Annotated in this window: 12 protein-coding genes, 1 other RNA gene and 3 pseudogenes; 5 read left to right on the plus strand and 11 right to left on the minus strand. The window is 62.2% G+C overall.

Features of this window, described 5'->3' with window-relative positions; genetic code table 11:
• Positions 1-14 precede the first annotated feature (14 nt).
• Positions 15-1,682, plus strand: coding sequence for a 2-oxoglutarate dehydrogenase, E2 component, dihydrolipoamide succinyltransferase (gene sucB, locus G7067_RS09375; RefSeq protein ID WP_166323718.1), 1,668 nt, complete (start codon positions 15-17; stop codon positions 1,680-1,682).
• 237 nt (positions 1,683-1,919) lie between these two features.
• Here the strand turns inward: sucB and G7067_RS09380 are convergent, their stop codons facing one another.
• Complete coding sequence (locus G7067_RS09380; RefSeq protein ID WP_166323720.1) at positions 1,920-2,360, minus strand: hypothetical protein; 441 nt, start codon at positions 2,358-2,360, stop codon at positions 1,920-1,922.
• A 78-nt stretch (positions 2,361-2,438) separates the two neighbouring features.
• Positions 2,439-2,954: a hypothetical protein gene (locus G7067_RS09385; RefSeq protein ID WP_166323722.1), complete on the minus strand. Its 516-nt coding sequence runs from the start codon at positions 2,952-2,954 to the stop codon at positions 2,439-2,441.
• 222 nt (positions 2,955-3,176) lie between these two features.
• Between G7067_RS09385 and G7067_RS09390 the strand changes: the two genes are divergently transcribed.
• The 3 genes from G7067_RS09390 to glnA (G7067_RS09400) all read left to right on the plus strand — a co-directional run bounded on the left by G7067_RS09390 (position 3,177) and on the right by glnA (G7067_RS09400) (position 5,863).
• A complete protein-coding gene (locus tag G7067_RS09390) occupies positions 3,177-3,866 on the plus strand; it encodes a DUF4191 domain-containing protein (protein WP_166323724.1) in 690 nt (229 codons plus the stop codon).
• Positions 3,867-3,875: 9 nt separating this feature from the next.
• Positions 3,876-4,304 (plus strand): RDD family protein, encoded by a 429-nt coding sequence (locus G7067_RS09395; RefSeq protein ID WP_166323726.1) that lies wholly within the window; start codon positions 3,876-3,878, stop codon positions 4,302-4,304.
• Positions 4,305-4,438: 134 nt separating this feature from the next.
• Positions 4,439-5,863, plus strand: a complete 1,425-nt coding sequence (gene glnA / locus G7067_RS09400; protein ID WP_166323728.1) for a type I glutamate--ammonia ligase — start codon at positions 4,439-4,441, stop codon at positions 5,861-5,863.
• A gap of 421 nt (positions 5,864-6,284) precedes the next feature.
• Here the strand turns inward: glnA (G7067_RS09400) and G7067_RS09405 are convergent.
• The 3 genes and pseudogenes from G7067_RS09405 to G7067_RS09415 all read right to left on the minus strand — a co-directional run bounded on the left by G7067_RS09405 (position 6,285) and on the right by G7067_RS09415 (position 10,984).
• Positions 6,285-9,331 (minus strand): annotated as a pseudogene (locus G7067_RS09405) (bifunctional [glutamine synthetase] adenylyltransferase/[glutamine synthetase]-adenylyl-L-tyrosine phosphorylase).
• Between the two features lie 14 nt (positions 9,332-9,345).
• Positions 9,346-10,682: pseudogene (gene glnA, locus G7067_RS09410) on the minus strand (type I glutamate--ammonia ligase).
• 98 nt (positions 10,683-10,780) lie between these two features.
• Complete coding sequence (locus G7067_RS09415) at positions 10,781-10,984, minus strand: methionine aminopeptidase (protein WP_166323730.1); 204 nt, start codon at positions 10,982-10,984, stop codon at positions 10,781-10,783.
• A 72-nt stretch (positions 10,985-11,056) separates the two neighbouring features.
• Here G7067_RS09415 and map point away from each other — a divergent pair, with 72 nt between their 5' ends.
• On the plus strand, positions 11,057-11,926 hold the full coding sequence (gene map / locus G7067_RS09420) for a type I methionyl aminopeptidase (protein ID WP_166323732.1): 870 nt from the start codon (positions 11,057-11,059) through the stop codon (positions 11,924-11,926).
• Positions 11,927-12,776: 850 nt separating this feature from the next.
• Here the strand turns inward: map and G7067_RS09425 are convergent.
• The 6 genes and pseudogenes from G7067_RS09425 to G7067_RS09450 all read right to left on the minus strand — a co-directional run bounded on the left by G7067_RS09425 (position 12,777) and on the right by G7067_RS09450 (position 18,711).
• Positions 12,777-14,573 carry an FRG domain-containing protein gene (locus G7067_RS09425; protein ID WP_166323734.1) on the minus strand — a complete coding sequence of 599 codons (1,797 nt, stop codon included), beginning with the start codon at positions 14,571-14,573 and terminating at the stop codon, positions 12,777-12,779.
• Between the two features lie 382 nt (positions 14,574-14,955).
• Positions 14,956-15,340, minus strand: an RNA gene (gene rnpB, locus G7067_RS09430) — RNase P RNA component class A.
• Between the two features lie 50 nt (positions 15,341-15,390).
• Positions 15,391-16,119, minus strand: coding sequence for a zinc ribbon domain-containing protein (locus tag G7067_RS09435; RefSeq protein ID WP_166323736.1), 729 nt, complete (start codon positions 16,117-16,119; stop codon positions 15,391-15,393).
• Between the two features lie 60 nt (positions 16,120-16,179).
• A pseudogene (locus tag G7067_RS09440) lies at positions 16,180-17,015 on the minus strand (Nif3-like dinuclear metal center hexameric protein).
• A gap of 2 nt (positions 17,016-17,017) precedes the next feature.
• Positions 17,018-17,683: a methionine ABC transporter permease gene (locus G7067_RS09445; RefSeq protein WP_166323738.1), complete on the minus strand. Its 666-nt coding sequence runs from the start codon at positions 17,681-17,683 to the stop codon at positions 17,018-17,020.
• On the minus strand, positions 17,683-18,711 hold the full coding sequence (locus tag G7067_RS09450; RefSeq protein WP_166323740.1) for a methionine ABC transporter ATP-binding protein: 1,029 nt from the start codon (positions 18,709-18,711) through the stop codon (positions 17,683-17,685). The genes G7067_RS09445 and G7067_RS09450 overlap by 1 nt, the downstream gene beginning before the upstream one ends.
• Positions 18,712-18,725 lie beyond the last annotated feature (14 nt).

An 18,725-nucleotide genomic window follows, 5' to 3' on the forward strand; every position in this document is an offset into this window, starting at 1 on the left:
AACGGAGAAACACGATGAGTGAATCGGTGGTCCTCCCCGCACTGGGTGAGAGCGTGACCGAGGGGACGGTGACTCGCTGGTTGAAGAACGTCGGCGACACCATCGAGGTCGACGAGCCTCTTCTCGAGGTCTCGACCGACAAGGTCGACACCGAGATCCCGTCTCCCATCTCGGGGGTTCTCGAAGAGATCCTCGTGCAGGAAGACGAGACTGCCGAGGTCGGTGCGATTCTTGCGCGCATTGGTGACGGTTCGGGATCCCCCTCTGCGGCCCCCGCTGCGCCGGCTGCTGCTGAAGCTGCTGCGGCTCCAGCGCCCGCGCCCGAGGCTGCTCCGGCCCCTGCAGCTGCGCCCGCAGCGGCGCCCCAGTCCGGATCGGATAGCCAGGACGTTACGCTGCCCTCCCTCGGTGAGAGCATCACCGAGGGCACCGTCACCCGCTGGCTCGTCGCCCTTGGTGACGAGGTTGCCGTCGATCAGCCTCTTCTTGAGGTCTCGACGGACAAGGTTGACACCGAGGTGCCCTCTCCCATTGCGGGCGTGGTGCAGGAGATCCTCGCGCAGGAGGACGACACCATAGAGGTTGGCGCAGTCCTCGTGCGCATCGGTAGCGGATCGGCTCCGGCTGCTCCGGCTGCTCCGGCGCCGCAGGCCGCACCTGCTGCTGCCCCCGCACCTGCTGCAGCGCCTGCACCTGCTGCAGCGCCCGCACCTGCCGCAGCGCCCGCACCTGCCGCAGCGCCCGCACCTGCCGCAGCGCCCGCCGCAGCGGACGCGTTGAGCGCAAGCTACGTCACTCCTATCGTTCGCAAGCTCGCGAATGAGAAGGGTATCGATCTCGCGACGGTCACCGGCACCGGTGTCGGTGGGCGCATCCGCAAGGAAGACGTGATCGAAGCAGCTGCCGCCAAGGTGGTGGCCCCAGCGGCCGCCGTCAGCCCGGTAATCGCGGCGCTCGAGGTCTCCGAGCTTCGCGGTTCGAGCCAGAAGATGAGCCGTTTGCGGAAGGTGATTGCCGAACGTGCGGTGGCATCGCTCCAGTCGACCGCGCAGCTCACGACCGTGGTGGAGGTTGATGTCACCCGTGTGGCGCAGTTCCGCCAGGCCAAGAAGGACGAGTTCCTGGCGAAGACCGGGAACAAGCTCTCGTTCCTGCCGTTCTTCACCCTCGCGGCGGCCGAAGCCTTGCGCACCTACCCGATCATTAATGCGACGGTTGAGGGCGATTCGATCACCTACCCCGACACTGAGAACATCAGTATTGCAGTAGACACCGAACGCGGTTTGCTGACCCCCGTATTGCGGGAGGCTGGCGAGAAGAACCTCGCTCAGATCGCCGACGAGATCGCTGATCTCGCCGGACGGACTCGGGATAACAAGCTCACCCCAGATGAGCTCAGCGGAGGCACCTTCACGATCACAAACACGGGATCGCGCGGCGCGCTATTCGATACGCCGCTTGTATTCCTTCCGCAGGTTGCGATCCTCGGTACCGGCGCGGTTGTCAAGAAGCCCGTCGTGGTACCGACACCCGAGGGCGACACGATCGCTATCCGCTCCACCGTGTATCTCGCGCTCTCCTACGATCACCGGATCGTTGATGGCGCTGATGCGGCTCGCTTCCTGACCCAGGTGAAGCAGCGCCTCGAGACGGGCGATTTCACGGCGAACCTCGGTTACTAGGGTTCATTACCGTACATCGATACGGTGAACACACGAGTGGCCTCCTCAGCCCCGCTACCTGCGGAACTGAGGAGGCCACTCGTGTGTTTAGTGGGTGCGATGCGTCCGGAGTAAGCTTCCCCGAATGCCGCGCGGAACTGCATTTGTCTGGGCACGATGCATGGCAAATGCGCCAGAAGCAGCGTACACTTGTAGATGTAGGGCCTCCCCGGACAATAAAACGGCTGGGATAGGGCCCTACTTCTTTGCTTCAAGCGGGATCTGGACGAGTTCGTCGCGCGACCACCCCCAAAGCTCGCGGATCTGATTCAGTGGGTTCCGATCGTTGTACCGTCCAAGCTGTATACGAACGAGGTCATTGAGCGCGTGGTCTCCGAAGTCGAGGATGAAACGGTCCTTGACGAAATCGTGGTTCTTCTTTGCTCTCGCTACGGCACGTTGGATGAGCTGCTTGCTCGACGCGTAGGAGGGGTTCTCCGGGCGCTTCACCTCGATCTCGATACCGCCTCTGGACAGCCACCTGAAATCGTTCGTTGGTTTCTGGGCCAAGCTTTTCCGGATCAGTCGCACGTCGTTGCCCGCGGCAGTGAAGCGTTCGTAGAAGCGAACCTCATGCGTCTCGAGTTCCCACCCGGGTCCCGTGGGGAAACCGAGCTGGCTTTGTCTAGTTAGCCACATCCGGAGCTCGTGATGTGTTGTCGATGACAGCGTCGGCTCATCGGGACGGCCTGTACATGGCTGCATGAGGTTCGCGACTCAGCTACCGCGGCCCCACTCGTGTGTCGGGAACTCTTGAGCGGTGACCGTCGGCGTAATGCGCTGGTGCACCGTGAAGACCACGGATTCCCATGCGCGTTCAGCTCGCCACAGTTCAGCGGGATGGGTGCTTCTCCTCAAATCCGCAGCGATCTCCGTGGCAGCCTCACGGATCGCTTCGGTGAGATAGCGCGCCGCGCCTTGTCCGTCCCAGCGCTGCGCCAATTGCGTAAGCAGAGAAAAGGGGACGCCGATGGTGGCGCAGCCAAGGTCATGCCCTCCCCGCGCGTGTGTCTCCGCGCGGGCACGCAGTGCACGGGCACGCCCCGGCTTCCAGTTTTTCGGCTCAAGGCCCTGCAAGACCGCCCAGCACTCAAATCGGTCGCTGCGCTGAAGCATGTCCCTGGTTCGTGCACCGCCCGAGCAGCGGCCCCGATCCCGCAGGGTGATCCCCCAGGCGCACAACTGCTCGAGCTGCCACGCGAGCGCGGCCGCGCCATAATTGTCTGGAGACACGCGCATAGCTTTGGCCTCCCGAACGGGTTGATTGAGGTGTCGCTGACCGGTCGATCCCGGTCGTCCTCTACCATGCCCCACAATCATCGCCCGCAACGAGAACTCTGGAATCTGTGGAGAACGCGCAGCGCACGGTAGAAAAAGCGAGGCTGTGAGCGAACATCGCCCAGCGCCGCTTGCGCCTGTCTCCCTGCACGGCTCTGACGCGATACCCTTGTAGTCATGGCAGCAGAGAAGGCGAAACGCAACGGTCGCATCAAACAGATGGTCGAGATCTATAAGATCACGCGGCAGCGGGATCGAAATCTCACACTTATACTCCTCATCTGTTTCCTGGGGCCCCTCCTCGCTTCGCTCCTTCTCGCATGGTTACTTCCGGGTAGCTGGCTGAACTGGATCGTGTGGCCGCTCAGCGGCATCCTCGTCGGCATCCTGCTCGTCATGATCATGCTGGGGCGCCGCGCAGAGAAGTCTGCATATCAGCAGATTGAGGGCCGGCCAGGCGCCGTAGGGTCCGTGATTCAGAGCGCGCTGCGTCGTTCATGGCGTGGCTCCGAGGTCCCCGTCGCGATCAACCGTGAGCAGGACGCCGTGTACCGCGTTATCGGGCGCGGCGGCGTCGTGCTGATCGCAGAAGGCTCGTACACCCGCACGCGGCGCATGGTCGCCGATGAAGAGCGCAAAATGAAGCGTGCCGTGAAAGACGTCGAGGTGGTACACCTCTATGTCGGGCCAGACGACGGCGGGATCCCGCTCCACAATCTCTCAAAAACGCTCGTGAAGCTGAAGTCGAAACTCACCCGCGCCGAGGTTGACGCAATCTACAACAGGCTCGTGTCGCTGCAGGGCTCGCCGGTCGGAATACCCAAGGGAATGGATCCGAACCGAATCCGTCCGCAGCGTCCGCGCTAGCCCATCAAGATGTCTAGCTCCGCGCCGAAAAAGTTTGGTGAGCTTGAGCCGAGTAAATGGCCTGGTGAACGGCTCGGCCTCCCCGACAAAGGCTCACGCTCGGTCGCCAGACTCGGCCGTCGGGTTCTTGCGATCCTGATTGACTGGGCCCTGGCGATGATCCTCGGCAATTTCCTTGCCTCCGGGACCGCCGCCTCTTGGATGACCCTGCTGGTGTTCATGATTATGCAGATCATCTTCATTCCAACGATTGGTGGTTCGATCGGGCACAGGATACTCGGCCTGCGCGTCGTGCCATTAGTCGGTGGTTGGGTGGGATTCTGGCGCCCGATCGTGCGCACACTGTTGCTCGCGCTCGTCATTCCTGTGCTCGTCTGGGATTCGGATCAGCGCGCCTTCCACGACAAGATCGCCGGCACGGTGCTCATTCGGGCCTAGCAACCCCGATGCTTTCAGAACTCACCCACTCTGCCGTAACATCCGCGAAACATTCGACTCACGTTTCTGAAATCCGTCTCCCATATTCTTGATACCAGCGAGCGGATCATCCGGTCCAACACAAAAGGAGCAGCATGTTCAAGACCCCGCAGGAAGTCATCGACTTCATCAAGGAGACCGACGTCAAGTTCGTTGACATTAGGTTTACGGATTTGCCCGGGGTGCAGCAGCACTTCAACATCCCGGCAGCCACGGTGGATCTCGACTTCTTCGAGGTCGGCCAGATGTTTGACGGCTCCTCGATTCGCGGCTTTGCGGGCATCGCCGAGTCAGACATGCAGCTGATCCCCGATGTGACGACCGCGTACCTTGACCAGTTCCGTGCCGAGCGCACGCTCGTGCTGATCTTCGACATCTACAACCCGCGCACCGGCGAGATCTACTCCAAGGATCCCCGGCAGGTTGCGAAGAAGGCCGAGCAGTACCTCGCATCAACCGGGATCGCCGACACCGCGTTCTTTGCCCCTGAGGCCGAGTTCTACATCCTCGATTCTGTTCGCTACGAGACGACCCCGCAGCGCACCTTTTACGAGATTGACTCTGAAGAGGCGCACTGGAACTCCGCCCGCAAGATCGAAGGCGGTAACCTCGGCAACACCACCGCGGAAAAGGGCGGCTACTTCCCCGTCTCCCCCGTCGACAAGCAGGCGGATCTTCGCGACGACATCTCCCTCAGACTGATCGAAGCGGGCCTGCACCTTGAGCGCTCCCACCACGAGGTCGGCGCTCCCGGCCAGGCCGAGATCAACTACCGCTTTGACACGCTGGTGCACGCTGCCGACGACGTACTGAAGTTCAAGTACATCGTCAAGAACACCGCCGAGTTGTGGGGCAAGACCGCGACGTTCATGCCGAAGCCGGTCTTCGGTGACAACGGTTCGGGCATGCACACCCACATGTCGCTGTGGAAGGGCGGCGAGCCGCTGTTCTACGACGAGAATGGCTACGCCGGGCTCTCAGATCTTGCTCGCTGGTACATCGGAGGGATCCTGCACCACGCACCCGCGCTGCTGGCGTTTACGAACCCGACGATCAACAGCTACCGTCGCCTCGTGAAGGGCTACGAAGCTCCGGTCAACCTCGCGTATTCCGCCGGCAACCGCTCTGCGGCCGTGCGCATTCCGCTGACCGGATCTAACCCGAAGGCCAAGCGTATCGAGTTCCGTGCGCCCGATGCTTCGGGCAACCCCTACCTCGCCTTTGCTGCGCAGCTGATGGCCGGCCTTGACGGGATCCGTAACCGGATCGAGCCGATGGAGCCGATCGATAAGGATCTCTATGAGCTGCCTCCGGAGGAAGCAAAGAACATTCCTCAGGTGCCCGGGTCGCTTGAAGAAGCTCTGGCAGCCCTTGAGGCTGATCACCAGTTCCTGCTTGAGGGTGGTGTCTTCACCGAGGAGCTCATCGAGACTTGGATCACGCTGAAGCGCGATACCGAGATCGCGCCGATGGCCCTGCGCCCGCACCCCTACGAGTTTGAAATGTACTACGGGGTGTAGTCTCACCAGTACTGACATTGAAGCCCGCTTCTCATTCCGAGAAGCGGGCTTCAATGTGTATGAGATTAAGCAGCTGCTCCTTTGCAGTGCGGGTCAGGAAGACCTAGGAATCGTGCTCGTCGTCGAGCTCGGCTCCGTCTTCGGCGAGTAAGGCCTCGAGGAACGATTGAAAGTAATGCATAACGATCACGTTACGCTTTTATAACGAAATACACCAGGACTTCGTGTGAATTGCTCGTAAACATGTCACTTTGTGTCACGGACGACGGCTTTGAGCTCGGGTTCTCCGGTGAGTGACCACCAATCCTGCGACTGCCCACCATTCCCGCACGTCGGAAAGGTGGGCAGTCGCAGGGGAAGTGGGCACTCACGCCAGGGGGTGCCCGGGCGGTGGTGAATGCGACCAGCAAGGGAGCCAGGATTAGCCGAGCGGGAATCTTTCGTTCTCGGAATACCCAAAAAACTCCCGCTCAAACACAGCGCGTGCCCGGCGAGACACCGCAAACCATCGATCCTCAATCTCAGAGGTGTGACCCCGCGGAAGCTGCAGGACCCCGGCAATTCCCTCAAGATCGACCCAGTCATTTGGCAGAGAATCCGAGGCTCGCCCCGTCCACAATTTGAGGGCGGAACGCAGCTGGCTTGCGAACTGCCAACACTCGGAAAGCTGCTCCGCTTCCTCCGCAGGCAGAAGCTCGAGCCTGGCTGCTGCGTCGAGAGCCGCGAGCGTCTCTACCGTCCGCAGACTCTCGTCCCGGTGCCCCTCACGAAGCTGAATGAGCTGCACGAGCCATTCGACGTCGCTGATGCCTCCCGGCCCCAGCTTCAGGTGGCGCCTCGGGTCCGCGCCCTGCGGCAACCGCTCCGATTCCACCCGAGCTTTCATCCGCCGCACCTCGCGAATCTCGCTCTCGCCGAAAGCTGTTGGATACCGGATCTCGTCCGCCAGTGCGATGAAGTCGGCGCCGAGCGTCACGTCACCCGCCACGTGGCGGGCACGCAACAGCGCCTGCGCCTCCCAGGTCACCGACCACCGTTCGTAGTAGGCGCGATAGGCGTCGAGACTGCGTGCGATCGGGCCGTTTTTCCCCTCTGGGCGCAGATCGAAGTCAAGATCTACCGGAAACCGCGGATCCGCGACGAGGCGGCGCAGTTCGGAAACGAGCTTCGTGGCGGCCCGGGACGCCTGCTCTGAGCTGAGTTCCGCCGGGCGCGATAGACCGCAACGATATCGATGTCGGAGGCAAAGCCCAACTCCCTGCCGCCGTACCGGCCCATCCCGATGAGGGCAAACTCCACGGGCGGCAGCGCGTCAGCGGCGCCCGTAGCCGTCGCAGTCTCGTCCCGCCGAATCGCGATCAGCAAGCCATCAAGCAACGCCGTATGCGCGGCGTCAAGTCCCCAAGCGACCGCCTCGTCATCGATAGCCCCCACGATCCGCCCGAGTGCGAGACGCAGCACCTCGCGCCGATGCACCGCCCGCAGATGACCAGCCGCGTCTTCAGCGGATTCCCTTCGCGAAGCGAGGGCCCGCATCTCCTCGAGAAGCGCCTGCAAGCTTGTCGGCTGCAGGCGCTGATTGCTTTCGAGCCAGGCCACCGCCTCGGGAATCGTTTCCAAGAGGTCGGCTGCGAAGCGCGAGCAGGAAAGCACCCGCGCAAGCCGCTCCGCCGCGTCGGTGCCATCCCGAAGCAGCCGCAGGTACCAGGGTGTCTCCTGATTTGCCTCGCTCACACGGCGAAAGGACAGCAAACCGAAGTCGGGATCCGTACCATCGGCGAGCCACTGCAGCATCACCGGCATGAGGTTGCGCTGAATCTTGGCGCGCCGGGATGTCCCGCGGGTGAGCGCAGCTAGGTGCCGCATCGCGCCGTCGGGATCCCGGAAGCCGATGCTGCTCAGCCGGACCCGCGCGGCATCAGAGCCGAGCACCATCTCTTCTTCGGGAAGCGAGGCCACCGCGCTCAACAGCGGTGCGTAGAAGATCTTTAGATGAAGCTCTCTGACCTCGCGCTTGATCCCCTCCCAGAGCACGAGCAGCGCAGCCCCGCTCTCTGCGAGGCCCGAGGACCGAGCGAGTACGCGCAGCTGTTCTTCATCCCGCGGCATAATCGCCGTGCGGCGCAGATCCCGCAACTGCAGTCGATGTTCCAGCACCCGCAATCGCCGGTAGTCGGACTCCAACCGCTCTCCGTCGCTCCTGGCGATGTAGCCGCCCTCGACGAGCGCGCGAAGCGCCGGTAGGGTGCCGCGCAGGTGCAAACGATTGTCGTACTGGCCGTGCACAAGCTGCAGAAGCTGCACGCTGAACTCGATGTCGCGCAGGCCCCCTGGCCCAAGCTTCAGCTGCACTTCGAGGTCTTCGTTGTCGATGTGTTCGGTGACGCGCTCGCGCATCCGCTGAACGGATCCAACAAAATCCTCGCGAGATGAAGACGCCCACACCATTTCGCGCGTGCGCGCCACAAACTCGGCGCCAAGATCCAGCGCCCCCGCGAGGGGTCTGGCCTTCAGTAGCGCCTGGAATTCCCATCCCTTTGCCCAGCGCTCGTAGTACGCGAGCATCGAACCGAGCGTCCGCACGAGAGCGCCGTGGCGACCCTCCGGGCGGAGATTCGCGTCCAGTTCCCAAAGCGGCGGCTCGAGCGCGGGGCCGTGGATTCCGCGCATCGTCTCGGACGCGAGTCTGGTGGCGAGACGGATCAGAGCATCGCTATCGAGCAGTTCATCGTCATTCGATTCGGCGACAAACACGACATCGACGTCGGAGACCACATTGAGTTCTTCCGCGCCGCACTTTCCCATCGCCACCACCGCAAGCTGCACCGCGGCAAGGCGCTCGGCTGCGACCTGGGGACCCGAGCCTCCCGCCGCAAGGGTGGCACGGGCCACGGCGAGGGACGCCTCGACTGCCCCGCCCGCGAGACCGGACAGCGACAGTGCTACCGGTTCGAACGCGTCTTCCGCGCGGTTCTCCCGCGACTCACGAAGGTCGTACAGCATCACTTCGGCGAGCAGTTCGCGGTAGCGCACCCGCAGGGCCAACCACCCCGGCTCAGAAGCAAGTGGGAGCTGAGTCTCGGGATCATGCACCGCGACAAGTAGCTGCTCGCGTGCTTCCTCACCGCGCACGATCCGGCCGCCGCGATTCAGGATCGAACCAAGCTGCGCCGGATGCCGGGTGAAGAAATCGCCGAGCGCGGGCGACGCTCCGATAAGGAGGCAAAGACGCTCCAGCTGAACGGTGTCGAATCCTCGCAGAAGACCGGGATGCTGCTCCGCGAGTTGCCGCACGCGTGCGAGCGCGGCATCAGGATCTGCGGCTTGTGCAAACGCCTGCAACAGTCCCTCGACGGGCCTCGCCAGGCTCGCAGCAAGCTCGTCAAGCCGAGCGCGCGATGAGGTGAGTTCCTGAAATCCGGCCCGAGCGAAATCCGCAAGGCGCAGTTCGCGTGTTTCGCGCGTCACTTCCGATCCCCGAGCTACACCGTATCGAGCATTGAAGAGAGCTCGTACGGGGTGACCTGGGCACGGTACTCGGCGACTTCGCGTCGCTTATCTCGGATGAAATAGGCAAACACCTGCTCCCCCAGTGTCTCAGCGACAAGCTCTGAGCGCTCCATCACCGCGAGGGCATGGTCGAGGCTTGTCGGCAGCGCGTCGAAGCCCATGGCCCGGCGTTCGCCGTCGCTGAGCGCCCACACGTTGTTCTCTGCCTCCGGGGAAGCTCGTACTCTCCCTCGATGCCTTTGAGTCCGGCAGCGAGCAGCATCGAGAATCCAAGGTACGGGTTCACTGCGCTGTCCATGCCGCGGTACTCGACACGCGCGGCACCACCCTTGCCGGGTTTGTACATCGGGATCCGCACGAGCGCCGAACGGTTGTTGTGGCCCCAGCTGACGAAGGACGGAGCCTCGTCGCCGCCCCAGAGCCGCTTGTAGGAGTTGATGTACTGGTTCGTGACCGCGGTGATCTCGGGAGCGTGGCGCAGCAGCCCCGCGACAAAGCGGCGCCCGGTCTGAGAAAGCTGGTGGCGCGCGCCCGGATCGTAGAAGGCGTTGGTGTCGCCCTCGAACAGCGAGAGGTGCGTGTGCATGCCGGATCCTGGCTGCCCCACGAGTGGCTTCGGCATGAAGGTAGCGTGCACTCCCTGCGCGATCGCGACCTCCTTCACGACGCTGCGGAACGTCATGAGGTTATCGGCGGTCGTGAGGGCGTCGGCGTAGCGCAGATCGATCTCGTTTTGCCCGGGACCGGCCTCGTGATGGCTGAACTCGACGGAGATGCCAAGATCTTCCAGCATGTTCACACTTTCCCGGCGGAAGTCGTGCGCGGTGCCGCCCGGAACATTGTCGAAGTATCCAGCGCGGTCAACGGGCGTCGGGCCCTCTGCTCCAAACTCCTTTGATTTCAGCAGATAAAACTCGACCTCGGGATGCGTGTAAAAGGTGAATCCTTGCTCGGCGGCGCGGGCCAGGGTGCGCTTCAGCACGTTTCGCGGATCCGCAACCGCGGGTTCACCGTTCGGGGTCCTGATATCGCAGAACATACGCGCTGTCGGCTCGCTCTGGCTGCGCCACGGAAGCATTTGAAACGTCGCAGGATCCGGTACCGCGAGCAGATCAGACTCATAGGCGCGGGTGAGGCCTTCGATCGCGGAGCCGTCGAACCCAATGCCCTCGCTGAACGCGCCCTCCACCTCGGCCGGTGCGAGCGCGACCGATTTGAGCGTTCCGGACACGTCCGTAAACCACAGCCGCACGAACCTGACACCGCGCTCCTCGATGGTGCGAAGAACAAAATCACGCTGTTTACTCATGCCTGCTCCGTTCATGAATGACGTTTAGCAGAATCAGACTATCGCGCCCCTGTGACAATCATGTTACGTCGGCCTGTGTTCTGGGCCCGCGCAGGACGCTAGTCCTCCCGTGCGTCCTCTTCGGCCCATTGCCGCGCCCGTTCCGCGATGATTTCCTGCGCGTTTGCGGCCTCTTCCCGGCTCTGAAACGGCCCAACACGGTCTACCGAGAGCGACTGCGGGCCGTCCTCCACCTCGCCGGTGCGGGTGTTGTACCAGTAGGTTTCGGCGGGATCCTCGATACCCCAGTCACGTTTGCTCATGGTGCGCTCCTCGATTTGTTCTGGGTGATGAGATGACAGAGCGATTGCCCGCCACACTCCTAGACTAGAACCATGCCATTCGACGCACAGGGGTTTCTTGTTCCAGGATCATTGCCGGCAGCGCGGACGGTGCCCGGCACCATCGCGCGGCCGCCGTATGTGGGGCTCAGCGTCCCGCCGCCGTATGCCGGCGACAATACGTACACGGAGAGTGAGATCGAAAAGATCCGAATCTCGGGAGCGATCGCATCCCGCGCGCTCGACGCCGTCGCGGAGGTGGTGCGCCCTGGAGTGACCACGGCCGAGCTCGACCGTGTCGCTCACGAATCGGTGGTCGCCGCTGGCGCCTACCCCTCCACACTCGGGTACCGCGGATACCGGGCGTCAAGCTGCACCTCCGTCAATGAGGTGATTTGTCACGGGATTCCCGACGACACCGTGCTGCGCGAGGGCGACATCGTGAACGTCGACGTCACCGCATATCTCGACGGTTTCCACGGCGACACGAACCGCACCTTCCGCGTGGGCGCGGTCCCGGAAGAGATTGATCTGCTCGTCGAACGCACGCACGAGGCGATGATGCGCGGGATCAAGGCCGCTCGTCCGGGCCGTGCGGTCAACGTGATTGGCCGCGTCATCGAGACCTACGCGAAGCGCTTCGGCTATGGCGTGGTGCGTGATTTTACCGGGCACGGTGTCGGATCTTCGTTCCACAGCGGGCTGATCATCCCCCACTATGACTCGGCCCCCGCCTACGCAGACGTGATTCGGCCGGGCATGGTGTTCACGGTGGAGCCGATGCTGACCCTCGGCACGCACGAGTGGGATCAGTGGGACGACGGCTGGACCGTGACCACGCGGGATCGCTCCGTGACCGCGCAGTTCGAACACACCATCGTGGTGCGTGAAGACGGTTTCGAGATCCTGACTCTGTCGGAGTAGCTCGTGAGCTTGCGTCATCCTGCGCGCCCACCCTGCTTCATCATGCGCGCAGTCGCAGGATCCACGTGTCCCAACTAGGATCCTTGTTTTGCGGGGAGCTTGGCGAGCCGGAGACGGTAGGCCCGTGCCAGCGCTTGATTGCGTTATCGAGACGCGCAAGGGTCGCACATCTCTCCTCCGCAAATGCGCCAGCACGGGCCTACCGTCTCCGGCTCTCTGGTGTGTAGTTCCGTATGGTGCAATTGTCGAGAGTGCGAATTCGAGCCGCACGGTCGTGAAAGAGACGCGTGCAAGGTCTACCATTGGTGTATGAGGTCTCTGCTTACTGAAACCTCCTTCCAGGAACTCCACGGAATTGGCTGGGACGGCGATCTGGACGTCATGCGGGCCAATGATGTGATCGTTCACGATTAGTCTGTAACGGCTTCCTCATCCATCCAAGGGTCCGGCGATCATAGCTGACAGGAATGACTTGAGGCTGCCGGGCAGGGGTAAGCCCGCACCGCGTGAAGCGACACGCAAGGGAACCATGCTTTAAGCGAATGCCGGCTTGCCTCGGACTAGGAGCCGTCGCACCGACACACCCACCCGGAACGGCTGTGACTCCTAATCTGCCACCCGGGCGAGGGTGATATGGCAAGGTGGCCGTAGACCGGTCGCAATGGTGGGCAGTCAGTAACCGCTCAGCGACGGTTTGCGTTCAGCAAAGCTGTTGAGGACCGGTTTCGCTTACTCGAAAGCGGCCTCATTCAAGCCAAGAAATCGCCTGAGAAAATGGCACCGACCCGGAAGTGGAGCAACCTTCAACACAGGTAAACATGGACGTGCGTTGAAGTAAGTATTCGAATCATCACAGGTACGTCTCTCTAACGTGAGAGAACCATTCTGGTTCTCCTTCGAGAAACCCTTTGATTCCTTCCATATCTGGATAGATTGTCTCCCAATCTAAGCCGTATGTACGCTTTAGAGTCTCTCGAATGGGCTCCTTCAGCCTGGCCGGTATCCGGAAGCTGTAGGTAAGAGACAGGTCGCTATCGGGGTTGGCAAGAGTCTTGCTGGGGTCGCAGGGGGCTAACACGACAGACATAGACGCAGCTATGTCTGTCGCCCGCCAATCTCCATCGACAATCTCGTTATAACGTTCAAGAACCGATTCCGTAATCGCTGGTGCTCCATCGAGAAGAAACACAGCGTTTTGCGCCAAAATGCGCTTGTCGTAGTCGGGTGGAATGACTTCCCGAAGCCGGGTCCCGGTCCCCCATGCACCCGTGACTCGATGTTTTGGAGAGCTAAAATCAAACCAAAATGGGTACTGTTCGGACCAGAAAGCCTTGTCTATTTCTTTGGCTTGCGAATCGTCGATTTGAGAAACTGCGCGGTGGGCTACAGCAATGAGTCGGGCATCAGTCTCTGCGGTTTCTGGGTCTGTGACAGCAAACCAGAGCGCGAGCAGCGGGTTTCTAGTGGCGTCGAGCAACCTGGTAGGGATTCCACGATGCTGCATTCTCGCCAGCGTCTCGACCGCAGGAGAGCTACCGAGTCTCCACCGAGCACCCACATCTGCAAGAAGATACCGCTCAGCGGCGACGATTTCCCGCTCCGTTGGTATGGTGTTGGCGGTCTGGTGTAGACCTTCACCAATGGGTTCCTTTGCCCTACGCACCTCACGATGAAGTGTAGAGTGCAAGCCCCAGTTCGCGTTCGCTTGCCCTCTCCACGTAACAGTGAGCGGGGCGAGCCTGCGGGTGAGTTCATCGAGTTGCGTCATGAGTTCTGAGAGCGATTCCACAGTTACCTCGAACCGTTCAAAGATTGCCGCAGGTGTGCTCACCTTGTCTTCGGGGTAGCTTTCGAATCTTATTGGTTCATAGTCCGACTCAGGCGAGTCGAACGATTCATTAGCTAACTCGCGAGCAACGCGGGCATACAATGCTGGTTCGAGCGTTTGCCCGGAATAATTTTGAAGCCAGCCGAGAGATGACTTGCTAATCCGGTCGGCGGCCTCCCTGGTCGCTGGGGTGAGCGAGTTTCGAACTTCATCGTTCCAGACCGTATTCGCATCGTCGATCGCCCAGTGGTTGAACTCGTTTGCACTGGCTATCTTTGCGGCGATCTCATGGGCTGGGCCAGACAATGCGGCACTTAGTGCGTCATTCCAAGCTTTGTTCCCGACAGTTGGCATGAGGTGGCTGAACTGGTTCGCGCTCGCGATCCTCGCGGCGGCCTCTTTGGCTGGGCCAGACAATGCAGCACTTAGCGCGTCATTCCAAGCTTTGTTCCCGACAGTTGGCATGAGGTGGCTGAACTGGTTCGCGCTCGCGATCCTCGCGGCGGCCTCTTTGGCTGGGCCAGACAATGCAGCACTTAGCGCGTCATTCCAAGCTTTGTTCCCGACAGTTGGCATGAGGTGGCTGAACTGGTTCGCGCTCGCGATCCTCGCGGCGATCTCTTGGGCGGAGACAGACGAGGAGTTGTCGTTCTCGGTCTCGCTTTTCTGCGCCGCCTCTGACCGATAAGTATTCGGTGCTTCTTCGTCCGGCTGAACGGAGTCATCGCTGGTTCCTGGTTTGGGTCCACCTGAGCCATCATTGTCGTCTTCCGGTACCAAGTCCGTCGACCTCCGTTCACATTCATTGCTCTTTACCATCACCCTATTTGAGTGCAGAGGAGATTTAGAGAGTTCTGGATATGAACACCGTGCCGTGGACTGCGAAGGCGACCTGGACGTCATACGTGGCGATGATGCGAAGATTCACGGCTGGAATGCAAAGGCTTTCTCATCTGTCCAAGAGTTTGACGATTTTAGTCGGTAAGAATGACTCGAGGCTGCCGGGCAGAGGCAGGGCGGCAATGAGCGCATCAGGGTTGGCGTTGCGCGAAGCGAAACGCCGGGGTCCCCTGCTTTAAGCGAATGTCGGCTTGCCTCTGCCCGGTAGTCGCCACGTCGACAGAGATATGTCAGTCTTGAAATCGGAGATTCTGCGACTTCGCGCAGAATGACAGGGGGCGCGCAGCATGTTGCTGGGGATGGAATGGGCCGGATCATACGCCGGGTTCTGTCGCGCTGGCCCGAAAACCAGCGGTGACGGTCATCTCTCTCGGGATACTGTTACCAGCATCCTCTAGCGGCCTACCCGAAGACTCAGCGAGGAGCCTCAATGTCTTCTGTCTGGCCTTGCTCCGAACGAGGTTTACCTGGCCGCCCGTGTCACCACGAACGCCGGTGGTCTCTTACACCACCCTTTCAGCCTTACCGGAAGTGGCAAGCCACTCCTGGCGGTCTACTCTCTGTTGCACTTTCTCGCGGGTTACCCCGGGTGGGTGTTACCCACCGTTCTCCTCTGTGGAGCCCGGACGTTCCTCGGCACGGCCACCGCTTGCGCGGTGTCGTGACGCGACCGCCTCACCGACCCATTCCGTGATTCAGTGTAGCGGAGAGCGGGCGAGATAATGGCGCGTGCGGGCTACTCTTCGTAGTCGCGCACCAGGATCGCGCCGCTGCCCGGGCAAAACACCAGCTCATCGGGTGCGGTGGCACGGATGTCGCTGAGCTCGGCAGGAGCGAGCGCCATGTTGTTACCTTCAGACACGTTGCCACGCAGTCGCGCCGCGCCAATTCCAATCCGGCCGCGAAGCTCTTCGTACAGATCGAGCAGGTCGCGCTGTAGCTCCGCGGCGACACTCGCGCGTTCCTCGGACTGCGCTGCGATCCTTGCGTCGAGTTCTCGCTCAGCCGCTTCGAGCCGCGCGGTGACCTCTGCGCGACGCGCGTCAACACCTTCCAGTAGCTGAGTTGCTTCGTCAAAGGCGGCCTGCGCGGTCTCCAATACCTCCATGATCTCGAGCTCGCGATCCTCAAGCTCGGACTGCCGACGCGTCAGCGTTTCCAGTTCCGATTGCAGCGCCTGGGCCTCTTTGCTTGAGGTGCTGGAGCTGAGCATCTCGGTATCGCGATCCCTGCGCTGCTGCACGGTCGCAACGTCGGACTCGATCCGTTCGAGCTCGCCACGCTGCGTATCAAGCTCGCGCTGCGCCCGCATAAAGCCGTCGCGGGCTGCCGCATGCTCTGATCCAAGCCCCTCAAGTTCGGTACGTTCGGGAAGTGTGGCGCGCTGTCTGCGCAGCCGCGCCAGCAGAGTGTCGAGGTCTTGGAGATCAAGCAGGAGTCTCTGCTGGCGTGTGCTGGCCTTCATGCTTCCAAGCCTATCGGCAAGTGCCCCCGGGCGCTGCGAAGCCGCAGCCGCGAAGATCCTTCAGACGCTGAAGGTCCAGGGATCGGTGCGGAGCGTGCTGACCCGAAACTCCACCCCGGCAGCTGGGCCGCGAGGCGTTCCGCAGCGCCGTCAAGCCACAGCGACTCGCTCGCCCAGTGCGCCACATCGATCAGCGCGGGTCCGGTGGTCGCCGCGCTCAGCTCCAGCGATTCCTGCGCCGGGTGGTGACGCAAATCGCTCGTGAGATACACGTCCGCCGCGCGCACCTCGGGGTGGTCAAGGAGGCTGTCGCCGGCGCCCCCGAGAAGCGCGATGCGCTGCACTTCGCGATCCGGATCCCCCGCCACCCGCACACCGGTCACAGTCTCTGGCAGGATCGCCGCGACCCGCTCAGCGAACGACCGTAGCGTTTCGGGCGTCGCCAGATCACCGACGCGACCGATCCCGATGCCTGCCTCAGCCGCGGGTACGATCGGCGCTGCGCCGCGCAACCCGAGCCGCTGGGCAATGACGTCGGAGACGCCGCCGCCGGGAATATCCCCGTTGGTGTGCGCCGCGAGAAGCGCACACTCGCCCCGGATGAGCCGGGCGAGCAACGCACCCTTGGAGGTGTCCTCCGCGACCGAGTGCACCCCCCGCAGCAGGAGCGGGTGATGCGTGAAGAGGAGGTCCGCGCCCCACTCAAGCGCCTCGTCGACCGTCGCCGCTACCGCGTCAACGGCGAGCAACACTCGTCGCAGCGGCGCGTCGTCTCGGCCGGAGACGAGCCCCACGCGGTCCCATGACTCTGCGGAATCCTCGGGCCAGAATTCCTCTGCGACGCGGCGGATATCCGCGAGCGTGAAGTGTCCCGTGCGATCCGCGAGCGATGTCATCACTACCTCCGAAGCAGTTTTCTGGCGATGGCGTTCCCGAGTACCTGTACGAGCTGCACGATGACGATAATCAACAGCACTGCCGACCAGGTTACCCAGGGGTTGAACTGGCGGAAGCCATACTGCATTGCAAAGTTGCCGAGGCCACCACCACCAATAATGCCAGCCATCGCGGTCATATCAACCACCGCGATAAACGCGAAGGTGTAGCCGAGCACGAGCGGGCCGAGGCCCTCCGGAATCAGCACGGTGAGGATCGTGCGCAGCGGGCCAGCTCCCATCGCCCGGGCGGCCTCAATAACGCCCGGAGAGACGGTCAGCAGGTTTTGCTCTACCAGGCGTGCGATTCCGAAGCTCGCCGCGAAGGCGAGGGCGAACATCGCCATCGGATCCCCAATTCCGGTCCCGATGACCGCGCGTGCGAGCGGTTGCAGGGCGAAGATCAGGAGGACGAACGGGATCGGGCGGAAGAAGTTCACGAGGAAGTTCAGAACCCAGTAGGTGGGTGGGCTGGGCAGAATGCCGCCCTGGCGGGTGACCGTCAGACACACGCCCAGGATCAAACCAATGCCGCCACCGAGGCCCATCGCGACGAGCACGTACAAGAGGGTTTGAAAGGTCGCCTCGAGAAACTTTCCACTTTCAAACAGAGCAAAGAGTTGTTCCATTACGCCAGAACCTCCAGTTCTGCATGCTGTGCGAGCGCGGCAACCGCGTGTTCAATCTTGAGATCGTCGCCAATGAGTTCCAGGGTGAGTCTCCCGAAGCTTCGTCCGCCGACATCGGTAACACCGCCGTGCACGATGCTCACGCCGACGCCCCGGTCGGCGATGGTCTGGAAGACGACCGGCTGATCCACGTCGCCGTCCCTGAACGTCAACGTCACCAGCTTTCCGCGGTGCCTGCGTCGCAGCTCTTCAAGATGCGCCGCATTCGGCTCGGTCGGGAGCGCGGTCGCCACGAAGCGTTTGGTTGTTTCCGTTTTGGGGTTCGAGAAAACGTCGAAGACGTCGCCCTGCTCGACCGCGCGGCCGGCATCCATCACCGTTACACGATCGGCAATCTCGCGGACGACCTCCATCTCGTGGGTGATCAACATAATCGTGATGCCGAACTCAGAGTTGACCCGTTTGAGGAGCGCGAGCACCTCCTGTGAGGTCTCGGGATCGAGAGCGCTGGTGGCCTCGTCCGCGAGCAACACGCCAGGGTTCGTCGCGAGCGCTCTGGCAATGCCCACGCGCTGTTTCTGCCCGCCGGAGAGCTGGTCGGTGAACGCCGTCGCTTTGTCGCTCAGCCCGACAAAGTCGAGCAGCTCCGCAACCCGGCGCTTGCGTTCCGTCGGTGGCACTTTCGCGACGATGAGGGGGTACTCGACGTTCGCGGCCACCCGCTTCGAGTGGAAAAGATTGAACTGCTGAAAGATCATGCCGATGCCACCGCGCACGACGCGCACGCGGGATTCCGGAAGATTGGTGATCTCGTCCGTGCCGACGAGGATCCGGCCCGAGGTCGCCCGCTCGAGTCCGTTGACGAGCCGCAGTAGCGTGCTCTTGCCCGCGCCCGAGTAGCCAATCACCGCGTGGATCTCGCCCGAGGCGACATCGATGGAGACGTCATCCACAGCAACAACCGGTGCCGCCTGTTTGCCGCGGGCCGGGTACTCCTTGCCAACGCCAATCAACTGTACGCGTGTCATCTGCGTCTCCTCAT

It is taken from the genome of Leucobacter insecticola (assembly GCF_011382965.1).
In the GTDB taxonomy this organism is placed as follows: Bacteria; Actinomycetota; Actinomycetes; order Actinomycetales; family Microbacteriaceae; genus Leucobacter; species Leucobacter insecticola.

What these genes read in the sequence shown, in the direction of transcription:
- glnA (WP_166323728.1), top strand. Translation starts at nt 4,439, where the DNA reads ATGTTCAAGACCCCGCAGGAAGTCATCGACTTCATCAAGGAGACCGAC.
- G7067_RS09390 (WP_166323724.1), top strand. Translation starts at nt 3,177, where the DNA reads ATGGCAGCAGAGAAGGCGAAACGCAACGGTCGCATCAAACAGATGGTC.
- sucB (WP_166323718.1), top strand. Translation starts at nt 15, where the DNA reads ATGAGTGAATCGGTGGTCCTCCCCGCACTGGGTGAGAGCGTGACCGAG.
- G7067_RS09435 (WP_166323736.1), bottom strand. Translation starts at nt 16,119, where the DNA reads ATGAAGGCCAGCACACGCCAGCAGAGACTCCTGCTTGATCTCCAAGAC.
- G7067_RS09415 (WP_166323730.1), bottom strand. Translation starts at nt 10,984, where the DNA reads ATGAGCAAACGTGACTGGGGTATCGAGGATCCCGCCGAAACCTACTGG.
- map (WP_166323732.1), top strand. Translation starts at nt 11,057, where the DNA reads ATGCCATTCGACGCACAGGGGTTTCTTGTTCCAGGATCATTGCCGGCA.
- G7067_RS09450 (WP_166323740.1), bottom strand. Translation starts at nt 18,711, where the DNA reads ATGACACGCGTACAGTTGATTGGCGTTGGCAAGGAGTACCCGGCCCGC.
- G7067_RS09425 (WP_166323734.1), bottom strand. Translation starts at nt 14,573, where the DNA reads ATGGTAAAGAGCAATGAATGTGAACGGAGGTCGACGGACTTGGTACCG.
- G7067_RS09380 (WP_166323720.1), bottom strand. Translation starts at nt 2,360, where the DNA reads ATGTGGCTAACTAGACAAAGCCAGCTCGGTTTCCCCACGGGACCCGGG.
- G7067_RS09395 (WP_166323726.1), top strand. Translation starts at nt 3,876, where the DNA reads ATGTCTAGCTCCGCGCCGAAAAAGTTTGGTGAGCTTGAGCCGAGTAAA.
- G7067_RS09445 (WP_166323738.1), bottom strand. Translation starts at nt 17,683, where the DNA reads ATGGAACAACTCTTTGCTCTGTTTGAAAGTGGAAAGTTTCTCGAGGCG.